Below are 12,088 nucleotides of genomic sequence, written 5' to 3'. Positions count from 1 at the left end.
TGGTTCCAAACGGCGTGGTTCTACTTGGACAGCGTGAACTGCATGATGTCGATGGTTCCGCGGCGGAACTGCTTCGCACATCCGCCGAGGTACTTGATGTAGCGCTCGTAGACCTCGTCGCCGGCGATCGCGATGGCCTCGTCCTTGCGGGCCTCGAGGTTCTCCGTCCAGATCTCCAGCGTGCGGGCGTAGTGCTGCTGCAACGAGTGCACCCGGTCGACCGAGAACCCGACGGACGTCGCGCGTTCCTGGATGGTGCCCGGGCGCTCGAGCTCCCCGCCGGGGAAGATCTCCCGGAGGATGAAGCGCATGAAGACGGCGTCGCGCTTGTCGACGGCGACACCCTTCTCCGCCAGATCGTCCAGTCCGTAGCCGACGATGGTGTGCAGCAACATGACTCCGTCGGAGGGGAGCAGCGAGTGCGCCTTCTCGAAGAACGGGACGTGGCGCGCGCGACGGAAGTGCTCGAAGGCGCCGATGCTGACGATTCGATCGACCGGCTCGTCGAACTCCTCCCAGCCCTGCAGGCGTACCTCGGCCTTGCGGTCGCCCGTGAGGTCGTCCAGACGGGACTGGACGCGTCCGAACTGGTGCTCGCTGAGCGTCAGGCCGACCACGTCCACATCGAACCGCTCGCGGGCGCGGATCATCGCGGTTCCCCATCCGCAGCCGACGTCGAGCAGGCGCATGCCCGACTCGAGGCCCAACTTGTCCAGGGCCAGATCGATCTTCGCGAGCTGTGCCTCCTCGAGCGTCATGTCCTCGCGCTCGAAGTACGCACAGCTGTACGTCCACGTGGGGTCGAGGAAGAGCGCGAAGAAATCGTCGGACAGGTCGTAGTGCGACTGAACGTTCTTGAAGAAGGGCTTCAGGTCTGTCATGTGGTCTAGCAACCTCACACTCGACGGGCAGGAAGGAGCGACGGCACACCCTCCCCCGGGGATGTCTGTCATGCGCGAATCTACGGTCTTGCCAGTCGATCCGCGCTCGGAACCGCCAGGTCGACGCGCTAAACGAACCTGCGGTCCGAGTCTCGCGCGTCCGTCGTGGTCGGTCCCGGTTCTCGGCTCCCGCAGGTCGTCGAAGGTCCGTTTCGAGGCTGTCACTCGGCGATGTCGCGCTCCTCCAGGATCGTGGTCGCCAGGGTGCGGTAACCGTGTTCGGGAAAGTGCACGGTGACGCGGTCCGCCTCGGCCGACACCACGTTCCCCGCGCCCCAGTCGCGGTGATGCAGCGTGTCGCCGGGCTGGTAGCTCGTGTCACCGCCGTTGACGTCGGACTCGGCCGCGGTGCCGGACTCGCAGGTGTCGCACCGACCACAGAGTTGCTCCGTCACCTCGCCGAGGTACTCGAGGAGCACCTGTCGTCGGCATCGCCGTGTCTCGGCGTAGGTCCGCACCATCTCCACCCGCGATCGCGCCGCCGTCTCCTGCCGGCGAGCCGCCTCCAGTGCACGCTCGACGGCCTCGGTCGTCGAGAGGCTGCCGGGCACCCACCCGGCGTCCGTGTGGTGCACGGCGTCGACGTGATCGAGCAGCTCCAGGGCGGTCTCCACAGCGCGCGGTGACAGGCCGGGCAACCCCGTGAGCGACTCGGTCGACATCGGTTCCGTGGCTGACCGCAGCGCCCCCTGCACCGCCTCGAGCGCATCTCGGCGCGGTCGGCGGGTGGCGAAGAACGACGGCAGCCCCAGGTCCTCGGCGCGAAAGTGCAGGACGGCAGCGGCGTCCGCACCGTCGCGACCAGCGCGGCCGAACTCCTGGTAGTACCGCTCCAGCGAATCGGGCGGTGCAGTGTGGACGACGAACCGGACATCGGGCTTGTCGATGCCCATCCCGAACGCCGACGTGGCCGCGACGACGTCGACCGTCCCGGCCGCGAACGCCTCGTGCGCCTCGTCGCGCGCGGACCGCGCGAGACCGGCGTGATACGCGAGCGCTCGGAGGCCGCGCTCCGCCAGCAGAGCCGCGAACTCCTCCGCCTGCGCGCGAGTGGCGGTGTACACGAGACCGGTTCCGGCCTGCCCGTTTGATTCCGACCGGCCTCCGGCCTGCCCGCCGGACTCCGACCGGCCTCCGGCCTGCCCGCCGGACTCCGACCGGCCTCCGGCCTGCCCGCCCGACTCCGAGCGCTGGACGACATCGTCCACGGCCGCCCGGAGTGCCACGTCCGCGTCGTGGTGCCGGACGACGGACAGCCGGATCTCCGGCCGGTCGAAGGAGCCGACCACCGTCAACGGATCGAGCATGCCGAGGCGCGTCGTGATCTCGTCACGGATCGGCGGGGGAGCCGTCGCGGTGACGGCGATGATCGGCGGGCGTCCGATCGCCTCGGCCACGTGACCGAGACGAAGGTAGGCCGGACGGAAATCGTGGCCCCAGGCGGCGATGCAGTGGGCCTCGTCGACGGCGACGCACGCGACGCCGAGTGCGCGCAGCCGATCCTGCACCTCGTCCCGCGAGGCTGATTCCGGCGTCAGGTAGACGATGGTCGCCTCACCGCGAGCGAGGGACTCCCACGAACGCTCGTTCTCGGTGTCGCTCTGCTCGGAGTGCACCGCGACCGCCCGCACGTGTGTCGACCGACGACGCAGACCGTCCACCTGATCGCGTTGCAACGCGATGAGCGGGCTCAGGACGACGGTCGGCCCGTCGAGCAGCGACGCGGCGACCTGATAGATGGCCGACTTGCCGAAACCGCTCGCCAGCAGTGCCAGCACGTCTCGTCCGGACACGACGGCATCGATCGAGTCACGTTGTCTCGGATGCAGTTCGGCATGACCGAGCGCCCGCGCGGCCGCATCGATGTCGGGCGGTGGGACGGTGTCGGGGCTCACGAACGCCCAGGTACCCGCGAGTGGGCGTGCGAATCCTGCGCGGCCGCACCGTCAGAAGCGGCGCGTCAACCGCAGCCGCAGTGGTCGGCCGTCGGGGTCGACCACCAGCCGGTAGAGGAGCGAGAACACCCGCTGCTTCCACAGCGGCGGCACCTCGATGGCATGCATGCGCAACCGTCCCCGCGGGCGATCACCGTCGCGGCCCCCGTCGTGCCACGCGTCGAGCTCGCTGACCTGCTCGGCGACCGCGTCGAAGCAGTCGTCCGGGTCGAGGAGGTCGGCGACGTCGGCGTCCGCGCCGCTCCCACGGGACAGGTGTTCGGCGAGGAGCTCGAGTCGGAGATCTCGGGCGAACACCCGCGCACCGTCACCTAGGCCACCGGGATCGACGGGCTCGCGCGCATCCCGCTCCTCGTCGACCACGGCCGCCGTGAGTTCCGAATCGTGCGTCCAGGAGCGGCGATTGAAGTTGTCGCTACCGACGGCCGCCCACACGTCGTCGACGATGCAGACCTTGGAGTGCACGTAGACCGGCACACTGTCGTCGTTTTCCACGTCGAGGACGAGCACCCGGTCGGCGCCCGCGTCGCGTAGTAGATCCAACGCGGCGGCGTGACCCAGGAGCGACGGCGGGATGGTCATCGCACTGTCGTCGTCGAGGTGCCGGGGTACCACGATGATCATGCGGAGCCGGGGCGAGCGCCGCAGCGCACGCGCGAAGACCCGCGCGACGTCCACGGACCACAGGTACTGGTCCTCGATGTAGATCAGGCGCTCGGCGCGACCGAGGGCTTTGGCGTACGCACGGGCCGCGCTGCGCTCGCCGTCCTGCGCGAACGGGTAGGACGGTCGGCGACGCGGGTAGGTGCGGAGCAACTGCACCGAGCACGTTCCCGTCGCCTCCGGGTCGGGGAGGGCAGTGGGCAGCTCGGACGGCTCGCGCCGGTGCCGGCGGACGACGTCGCTCACCACGTGCCACGGCAGCCGCGACAGTGCCGCCGGATCCTCCCAGCGCTCCCGGAAGGTGTCCTCGACGTCGCGCACGGCCGGACCGCGCATCTCGAGTTGCAGGTCGTGCCAGGCGGGGGTCTCCCCGTACTCCGGTGGAAACGGTCGGCTCAGGGCATCGCCGTGATGGTGCGCATCGTCCCGTCGCGACCGGGCCAGATCGATCCCGCCCACGAAGGCGACGTTGCCGTCGGGACACGACGCGGAGCGCATCACCACGAGCTTCTGATGATGGGACCCGAACGTCAGAACGCGCTGATCGAGAACGCACTCACCGCCCGCGTCCTCGAGGGCGGTCGCGAGGGCACTGTTCTTGCCGCCGGTGTATCCGAGGCCCTCCGCGTGCGAACGCCACAGCAGACCTCGGACGACGACACCGCGCGTCGCGGCACCGGTCAGCGCGTCCTCGACCGTCGGACCGCGGTCGGTGAGCACCTGCTCCGGGTCGCCGCGCCAATCGGTGAACAACACCAGATCGTCCGGTTTCGCGTCGGCCAGGTGCTCGTTCAGCACGCGGAAGTAGGTGTCGCCGTGCACGAGAGCGACGCAACGGTTGCCCTCCGTCCAGGCGCGGATGCGAGTGTCCGGGTTGGCGCGCTCCTCCGCGGACAGAAACCAGGGATGCGCCTCGTCGTCGAAGTCGATGTCGGCGAAGATCGACGACCGACCCAGGGCGTTCGAGATGCGGTCGACCGCCGTCATCAGCACGTTGCCGCGCGGTGGTGCACCCGTCTCGACCGCGCGTCGTCCCGACCCGTGCGTCACGCGACGCGTGCCGCGGGTGGGAGGGACTCGGTGCCGCCGGTGGGCCACGCCAGAGGGTCGGAACCCAGGGCGTGCAGCTGACGGACCTGGTCCTGACACCACGGCGACAGATCGCTCTCGCCCGCCAACACGGTCGCGACGAACTCGTTCCACGGTTCCCAGCGGTAGTCGGCCACCTCGTCCGGTCGCGGATCGACCGTCCTGTCGTCGTGCAGGACGAGGAACACCGGGCAGATCTCGTACTCGACCACGCCGTTGTCCATCACGGCGCGGTACCGGAACGACGGGAGCACCGGAGCCGCGCTGTCCGCACCGATACCCAGTTCGTGATCGAGGCGCCGCAGAACCGCGGAGTCGAGACGTTCACCCGGCGCGGGGTGTCCGCAGCACGTGTTGGTCCAGATTCCGGGCCAGGTGCGCTTGTCGTGCGCCCGCTGTGTCACCAGGACCTCGCGCTCGCGGTTGATCACGTAGCTCGAGAACGCCAGGTGCAGCGGTGTGGCGTCGTGATGCACAGTGGCCTTGTCGTGGGTGCCGATGGCACGGCCGTCCTCATCGAGCAGTACTACGAGTTCCACACGTGTCCTTCCGGATGTACGACCGGCCTCCGGTCCAGAGTAGTGGTCGCTCAGCGGGGCCGAGACGGGCGGACGGACACCACCTCGTGGGTGCGCACCGGCCCGGCGACGCGGGCGTGGCACGTGGTGAGGATCGGCGCCGACCGAGACTCCTGGAGGACCACCTCGACGGTGTCCCCGTGGTGGTCGAGGAGGACGTGTCGCCGACCGTCCGGGCCGGGAGCCTCCGACAGGGGATGCAGGGTGTCGATGGCGAAGTCCTGCAGGACGGTTCGTGCGGCGTGCTGGGCCACCTGCACGGCCCCCGAGAGCGCACTGCGGCCGCGCAGGAACTCCGGGGTGACGAGTCCGTCGTGGTGGCGGCGCAGGATGCGGACGACGTCCGCGTCGTCGACGTTGCCGTAGTAGAGACCGTGCGGCAGGACGATCATCGTGCCGGCGAACCGGTCGCCACCGAGGTGCGAGCACTCCCACACCTCGCCGGGGTACGCCGACACGGCCGGGGCGAGGATCGTGCGACCGCGGACGGCGCAACAGCGGTCGTGCCTGCCGTGGGTGCACACGGCCACGATGGTCTCCGTCGACGCGGTACCCGACGATCCGTCGAGCGGGACGTCGAGCAGTTCGGCCGCGTCGGACACCTCGCCCCGGTGCACGCTCTCGTGCCCCGGCCGTGCGTCCACCGACGCCCACCGCCACCGGCCGCGGCCTCGGCGACGGCCGGGCTCCCGGACGGCGAGGGGGCGGAACCCGGCACTCTCGATGCGGCGCACCAGCGCTCCACCCAGTACGGGATCGAGGACGGACGGGGAATCGAGGAACGCCGACGGGCCCCAACTTCCCGCGACCTCGACGAGGAACCATCGTTCTCCGCGAGAACCGCTTCCCGCCAACGTGTCTCCCCGATCACGAGCATTGTCGCTGCACGGGCGCCACGCCGCGCTGGTGCACACCGGCGTCGTCACGATCGGGCTACGACGAGACCCTCGCGGAGCAGGCGACGCACCACGACGATCGCGTCCTGATCGTCGAGACCCGTGAGGTCGCCGACCGCGCAGTCTTTCCCGCTGTGCAGCTGCCGAACGGCGTCCGCCGCGATCGAGGGCAGCGTGATCGTCTTGGTCCGCGTCGTCACGGCGACCGACTCGGGCGACTGCGTCACCCGCGCGGCGAGCCCGGATCGCCACGTCACCACGGTGGCCGCGGACAGGCCGGCCATCGTGCGCACGGTCTCGAGAGGACGCACCGGGGCCGGCCGCGTGACCTCGACGAAGCGACGGCCGACACGCTCTGCCGCCGTCCGCGCTCGACCGTCGCGGCCGTCGGTGTCGGCGAGGGTCGCGGTCAGATCTGCGATCAGCGCGCGCACGTGCGGTACGACGGCGTCCGGATCGGTCAGATCGAGCCCCACGGGCAGCGGGGCCCGGAAGCTCGCGTCGTCCGCGAGGGTCCCCAGCACGTGATGCAGGAGGTCGTACCGGGTGAAGGCCGACATTCCGACGGTCAGATGGATCGAGGTGTCACCCAGGGCCTCGGCGGAATGGATCCAGCCCCTCGGAACGTACAGCGAATCACCCTCGCGCAGAACGACGTCGAGGGTAGGGTCCGTGCGCGCCATGGCGGCGACGGCGTCCCTGCGGTCCGACCACGGCTGGTTCGACAGCGGGTGCTCGTGCACCGGGGGGTGCAGGATCCACCGCTTCTCGCCGGCGATCTGGAGGACGAAGACGTCGTGCACGTCGTAGTGGGGATCGAATCCGCGCGACGACGCGGGGGTGATGTACGAGTTGACCTGCACCGGGTGGCCGAGATCGGCAACCAGGTCGCCGGTGAAGTGGATGAGGGGAGGCCACAGTCGATGGAGTCCCTGCAGGACCAGGGTGTGGCCGTCCGCGAAGGCCGCCAGGATTCCGGCGGAGTCGAGCTGATCGGTCACCTCGGCCCCGAAGCCACCCGAATCGGTGAACTGCCCGCGGTCGGTCAGCGCGCCGTTCCTGGCCATCCGGGCGAAGGGTGTGCGCACGCCGCGTTCGGACACCAGCTCGTCGACGGCGTCCGTCGACAGCAGATCGGTGAACGGAGCGGGAAGGTCGGCCGCACGCGTCAGGAGCGGCGCGCGTCCCCAGTGGTCCTCGGCGAAGGCGCGGGGATCGATGCTCAGAAGACGACGCAGCGCGGACCGGTCTCCCGGTCCGCGCTCGTCATCGGTCGGTCGGCTCAAGCCGTACCGTCCGCACCGCCGTCGTGGCCGTCGGGGTTCGAGCCGCCGTCGGCCGGGCCCTCGCCGCTGGCCGCGGAGCCGTCCGCGCCGCCGTCGTGTCCACCCGGGTTCGAGCCGCCGTCGGCGGGGCCCTCCGTGCTGGACGCGGTGCCGTCGGCGCCGCCGTCGTGACCGTTCGGGTTGGAGCCGCCGTCGGCGGGGCCTTCGCCGCCCGCTGCTCCGGAAGTGGTGATGTCGTCGTCGTTGATAGCCATCGTCTACCTTTCAGTCGTCACGACCGGACGCCGGAATTCCGGCGTCGGACACACATCGAACGTCCCCGTTCTACAGGAGACAGGTCACGTGTTGACGATTTCGGGACTTCTCAAACTCCGTGTCCACCGCATCGCCGCGTAGAGCACGCCGCCGACCAGGAGCAGCACGCCGGCACGCAGCCACGTCTGCGCGGTCTGCTGCGTCGCGAGCACGCCGCAGCTGATCAGAGCGAGCACCGGAAGGATCACCGGGGTGCGGAAGTGCGGGTGGTCCACCTGGTCCTTGCGCAGCACCAGCACGGCGAGGTTGGTGCTGACGAACACGATCAGGAGCAGCAGGACGACGGTCTCCGCGAGCGCTGCGACGGTCCCGGTGGCCGCGAGAATCATCGCCACCACCGTGGTCGCGACGATGGCCACCCAGGGAGTCTGCCGACGTGGCAACACCCGGCCCGCGACGGCGGGCAGTAGTCGCTGTCCGGCCATCCCGTAGGTGAGTCGGCTGGCCATGATCATGGTCAGCAGGGCGCCGTTGGCCACGGCGATCAACGCCACGAGTCCGAAGAGCCTGTCGGGGACACCGACGTCGGCCGCCGAGACGACGGCGAGCAGGGGCGCCGAGGTGTCCGCGAGGTCGCTCGCGGGCACCACCGCGCTCACCGCGAGTCCGACCGCGACGTAGACCGCACCGGCCGTCGCCAGCGAGAGGAAGAGCGCGCGAGGGTAGACGCGGTGCACGTCCCGGACCTCCTCCGCCATGTTGGCCGAGGTCTCGAACCCCACGAACGAGTAGAAGGCGAGCAGCGCCGCCGCGAGGACCGCCACGGCAGGGTTCACGGCATCGGTGAACTCGAGGGTGCGGCCGAGATCGCCGTCGCCGCGACCGAGCACGATGCAGGCGAGGACGACGACGAGGACGAGTCCGCTGACCTCGACGACGGTCATGACCACGTTCGCCCGCATCGACTCCTTGATGCCACGCGCGTTCAGGAGAGCGACGACGGCGAGGAACACCAGCGCGGCAGGAACCGTCGGGACGTCGAGGAAGGCGCCCAGATAGTCACCGGCGAAGGCGACGGACAGCCCGGCCGCGCTCGTCACACCCGCCGCCAGCATCGAGAACCCGACGAGGAACGAGACCACCGGCCGTCCGAAGGCTCGCTCGGCGAACACGGCGGCACCACCTGCACGCGGGTACTTGGTCACCAGCTCGGCGTACGAGGCCGCGGTGAGCATGGCCATCGCGAGTGCCACCAGCAGCGGCACCCACACGGCACCGCCGACCTCGCCGGCGATCTCGCCCACGAGTGCGTAGATGCCCGCTCCGAGAACATCACCCAGGATGAAGACGAACAGGAGTTTGCCGGTGACGGCGCGACGCAGACCGGGGGAGTCGCTCGGTGCCGCAGGGTCGTTCAGGTCAGTGCTCATCGCACCGGGTTACCCGTTCGCGGGGCCGTTACCCACGCGCACGACCCGGCGATCCGGGTCGTTTGTCGGGTCCGCCTCCGGGTAGCCGGGGCGCGACAAGAGCACGACCCCGAGCACTGTCAGGAGCCTTCATGTTCCGTCATACCGACCACCTCCAGTTCGACGTGAAGCCGGAGAAGCCGGATCCCGTCTACGCCCGCAAGCTGCAAGAGTTGATCGGCGGCGCGTACGGCGAGATGACCGTCACGATGCAGTACCTGTTCCAGGGATGGAACTGTCGCATGAAAGGCAAGTACAAGGACCTCATCATGGACATCGCGACCGAGGAGATCGGTCACGTGGAGATGATCGCGACCATGGTCGCGCGGCTCCTCGAGGGCGCACCGGCCACCGAGTCCACCAAGAACGCTGCCGCCGATCCCGTCGTCGCCGCGGTGCTGGGCGGGATGGATCCGCAGCAGGCCATCGTGTCCGGTGGCGGACCCACCCTCGCCGACAGCAACGGTGTCCCGTGGAACGGGCGCTTCATCGTCGCCAGCGGCAACCTGCTGGCGGACTTCCGCGCCAACGTCGCGGCGGAGGCGCAGGGCCGCGTGCAGACCGCACGCCTGTGGCACATGACCGACGATCCCGGTGTCAAGAACATGCTCAAGTTCAACCTCGCCCGCGACACGTATCACCAGAACATGTGGCTCGCGGCCATCGAGGAGCTGCAGGCGGACGGTCTGGAGGGTGTGGTGGCGCCGAACGACCTGTTCGACGAGGAGTACGACGAGCACGCGAGCACGCTGTGGCATCTGTCGGACGGCACCGAGTCCGACAAGGGCCGGTGGGCGCACGGCACCGCACCCGACGGCCGCCACGAGAACAGGTTCCTCGCCGATCCGCAGCCGCTGGGCAACAAGCAGAGTGGACCGCCGCCGGACCCGAAGCTCTACGCCACCTACGACGGCGGACTCGGCGAACCGTCGAACGCGGCTCTCGGCACGGAGAAGGGCGTCATGGGCAAGATCAAGGAGACGTTGGACCCCAACGCCGGCTGATCGGCCGACCCGAACGACGAAGAACCCCGGCGCCGATAACGGCGCCGGGGTTCTGTCAGGTTGATGTGGATGGTGCGAGTCGATCCGGAGAACAGGCTCCGCGTGATCGTCCTCGCGTCGGAATGAACACGTGTCTCGTCGTCACCGTGTTGATACGCACCACCTGCCTCGAGTTCGTCCTACGACCTGTTCGGCTTGCGTCTCCGACGATAACCCCGCGGAGTGACGCTGTCCACACCTGCGTCATGACGACGTCATCCGGCAGTCGTCGCGCGTTCGTTCGGGACGCAGTGCGTCATCTGCAGGTCGGCGACATCGCGGGGGCCGTTCTTCCCGAGATTCGCGCGCCGCCGGTCCTCCTCCTCCGACAGGGTCTGCGATGCGAGCGGTTCGAGTCCGCGGACGTCGTCGGCCGACATGCCCAGCCCCTCTCCCACGCGGGCGCCGAGTTCGTCGTCGGCCATGAAGAAGTGCCAGACCATCCGCTCCTGCACCTCGCGCGTCGCCTCCGAGATGTTCGCGACGAGATTCGCCACGAGGTCGTCCTTCTCCCACTGGTCCATCAGCTGGTACCGCTGACCGGCCTGCTCGTAGTCGTTGGTGCGATCGATCCGCTTGCGGGTGAGGCGGCCGTGGATCTCCGGACCCTGCTCGTCGTGCGTCGGGTACTCGGCCTCACGGAGACCGCCCGTGATGGAGGGCTCGTAGTTCACGTGCGGATTGCTGCCGGTGTTGTCCACCGAGTACTGCATCTGGCCGCCCTGCTGGTTCGTGGACACCCGCGCGTTCTTCGCCTGGTTGACGGGCAGCTGCAGGTAGTTCGGCCCCACGCGGTAGCGCTGGGTGTCCGAGTACGAGAAGGTCCGGCCGACCAGCATCTTGTCGTCGGAGAAGTCCAGGCCGTCGACGAGCACACCGGTGCCGAACGAGATCTGCTCGTTCTCGGCAAAGTGGTTCGAGACGTTGCGGTCCAGCACCATGCGGCCCACCACCTTCGGCGGGAACTCGTTCTCCGGCCACACCTTCGTGTCGTCGAGCGGGTCGAAGTTCAGCTCGGGATGCTCGTCGTCGCTCATCACCTGCACGCGCAGTTCCCATTCGGGGAAGTCGCCGCGCTCGATGTGCTCGTACAGATCCTTGCTCGCATGGCCCAGATCGTTCGCCTGGATCGCGGCGGCGTCCGCCTCGGTGAGCGACGCGACTCCCGCCTTCGGGATCCAGTGGTACTTCACCAGGTGAGTCTCGCCCTCGGCGTCGACCCACTTGTAGGTGTTCACTCCGAAACCCTGCTGCGTCCGGTAATTGGCCGGAATCCCGCGGGGGGAGAACAGGTTCACGAGCATGTGGGTCGCCTCGGGCGTCTGCGACATGAAGTCGAAGATGCGCGCGGGCTCCTGCCGGAACGTCACCGGATCCGGCTTGAGCGAGTGGATGACGTCGGGGAACTTGATGGCGTCACGGATGAAGAAGACGCCCAGGTTGTTCCCGACGAGGTCCCAGTTGCCGTCCTCGGTGTAGAACTTGATCGCGAAGCCGCGGGGGTCACGCGCGGCCTCGGACGAATCGCGCCCGCCGATCACCGTCGAGAACCTGACGGCGAGGTCCGTGCGCTTGCCGGCCTCGGCGAACAGCTTCGCGCGGGTGTACCGCTCGATGGGTTCGTCGCCCCACTTCCCGGTGGCCTCGAAATAGCCGTAGGCGACGGCTCCGCGGGCGTGGACGACGCGCTCCGGGATGCGCTCGCGATCGAAATGGCTGACCTTCTCGAGGAACTGGTAGTTCTCGAGGGTGGCCGGACCGCGTGAGCCCACGGTGCGCTGGTTCTGGTTGTCGTAGACGGGATGCCCTTGACGATTGGTGAGGATGTCCCGGTCGTCTGCCGGTGTCGACCCTTGCGACGCGACGTCTGTCATGTGTCGGCTCCTTGACTGCTCTGTGGAACGGAGGCTTCG

10 protein-coding genes are annotated in these 12,088 nt (G+C 69.0%); 1 reads left to right on the top strand and 9 read right to left on the bottom strand.

Annotated features, from left to right (window positions below; all coding sequences use genetic code 11):
- Nucleotides 1–20: 20 nt before the first annotated feature.
- The 8 genes from OG947_RS03915 to OG947_RS03880 form a co-directional block, all read right to left on the bottom strand.
- On the bottom strand, nt 21–881 hold the full coding sequence (locus OG947_RS03915; protein WP_027503980.1) for a cyclopropane mycolic acid synthase family methyltransferase: 861 nt from the start codon (nt 879–881) through the stop codon (nt 21–23).
- A 221-nt stretch (nt 882–1,102) separates the two neighbouring features.
- On the bottom strand, nt 1,103–2,836 hold the full coding sequence (locus OG947_RS03910) for a RecQ family ATP-dependent DNA helicase (protein ID WP_328813150.1): 1,734 nt from the start codon (nt 2,834–2,836) through the stop codon (nt 1,103–1,105).
- A gap of 51 nt (nt 2,837–2,887) precedes the next feature.
- A complete protein-coding gene (locus OG947_RS03905; protein WP_328813963.1) occupies nt 2,888–4,546 on the bottom strand; it encodes a phospholipase D family protein in 1,659 nt (552 codons plus the stop codon).
- A gap of 59 nt (nt 4,547–4,605) precedes the next feature.
- Nucleotides 4,606–5,187, bottom strand: coding sequence for an isopentenyl-diphosphate Delta-isomerase (gene idi / locus OG947_RS03900; protein WP_027503978.1), 582 nt, complete (start codon nt 5,185–5,187; stop codon nt 4,606–4,608).
- A gap of 50 nt (nt 5,188–5,237) precedes the next feature.
- Nucleotides 5,238–6,152, bottom strand: coding sequence for a sucrase ferredoxin (locus tag OG947_RS03895; protein ID WP_328813149.1), 915 nt, complete (start codon nt 6,150–6,152; stop codon nt 5,238–5,240).
- Nucleotides 6,149–7,408, bottom strand: a complete 1,260-nt coding sequence (locus OG947_RS03890) for a cupin domain-containing protein (RefSeq protein ID WP_328813148.1) — start codon at nt 7,406–7,408, stop codon at nt 6,149–6,151. The genes OG947_RS03895 and OG947_RS03890 overlap by 4 nt, the downstream gene beginning before the upstream one ends.
- Complete coding sequence (locus OG947_RS03885; RefSeq protein WP_027503975.1) at nt 7,405–7,662, bottom strand: hypothetical protein; 258 nt, start codon at nt 7,660–7,662, stop codon at nt 7,405–7,407. Before OG947_RS03885 ends, OG947_RS03890 begins: the two co-directional genes overlap by 4 nt.
- An 84-nt stretch (nt 7,663–7,746) precedes the next feature.
- Nucleotides 7,747–9,093, bottom strand: a complete 1,347-nt coding sequence (locus OG947_RS03880; protein WP_328813147.1) for an APC family permease — start codon at nt 9,091–9,093, stop codon at nt 7,747–7,749.
- A gap of 131 nt (nt 9,094–9,224) precedes the next feature.
- On the opposite strand from OG947_RS03880, the gene OG947_RS03875 reads away from it, so the two are divergent.
- On the top strand, nt 9,225–10,136 hold the full coding sequence (locus OG947_RS03875) for a manganese catalase family protein (RefSeq protein WP_222627491.1): 912 nt from the start codon (nt 9,225–9,227) through the stop codon (nt 10,134–10,136).
- A 254-nt stretch (nt 10,137–10,390) separates the two neighbouring features.
- Here the strand turns inward: OG947_RS03875 and OG947_RS03870 are convergent, their stop codons facing one another.
- Nucleotides 10,391–12,049: a catalase gene (locus OG947_RS03870; RefSeq protein ID WP_328813146.1), complete on the bottom strand. Its 1,659-nt coding sequence runs from the start codon at nt 12,047–12,049 to the stop codon at nt 10,391–10,393.
- Nucleotides 12,050–12,088: the final 39 nt, after the last annotated feature.

The organism is Rhodococcus sp. NBC_00297 (assembly GCF_036173065.1).
Lineage (GTDB): Bacteria > Actinomycetota > Actinomycetes > Mycobacteriales > Mycobacteriaceae > Rhodococcoides.
The sequence above is the reverse complement of the archived record's forward strand: the minus strand, read 5'-3'. Positions and strand labels throughout refer to the sequence as shown.

Bases quoted from the DNA above. Each gene is read 5' to 3' on its own strand.
- OG947_RS03870 (WP_328813146.1), bottom strand. From the start codon at position 12,049: ATGACAGACGTCGCGTCGCAAGGGTCGACACCGGCAGACGACCGGGAC.
- OG947_RS03885 (WP_027503975.1), bottom strand. From the start codon at position 7,662: ATGGCTATCAACGACGACGACATCACCACTTCCGGAGCAGCGGGCGGC.
- OG947_RS03880 (WP_328813147.1), bottom strand. From the start codon at position 9,093: ATGAGCACTGACCTGAACGACCCTGCGGCACCGAGCGACTCCCCCGGT.
- OG947_RS03875 (WP_222627491.1), top strand. From the start codon at position 9,225: ATGTTCCGTCATACCGACCACCTCCAGTTCGACGTGAAGCCGGAGAAG.
- OG947_RS03915 (WP_027503980.1), bottom strand. From the start codon at position 881: ATGACAGACCTGAAGCCCTTCTTCAAGAACGTTCAGTCGCACTACGAC.
- OG947_RS03905 (WP_328813963.1), bottom strand. From the start codon at position 4,546: ATGACGGCGGTCGACCGCATCTCGAACGCCCTGGGTCGGTCGTCGATC.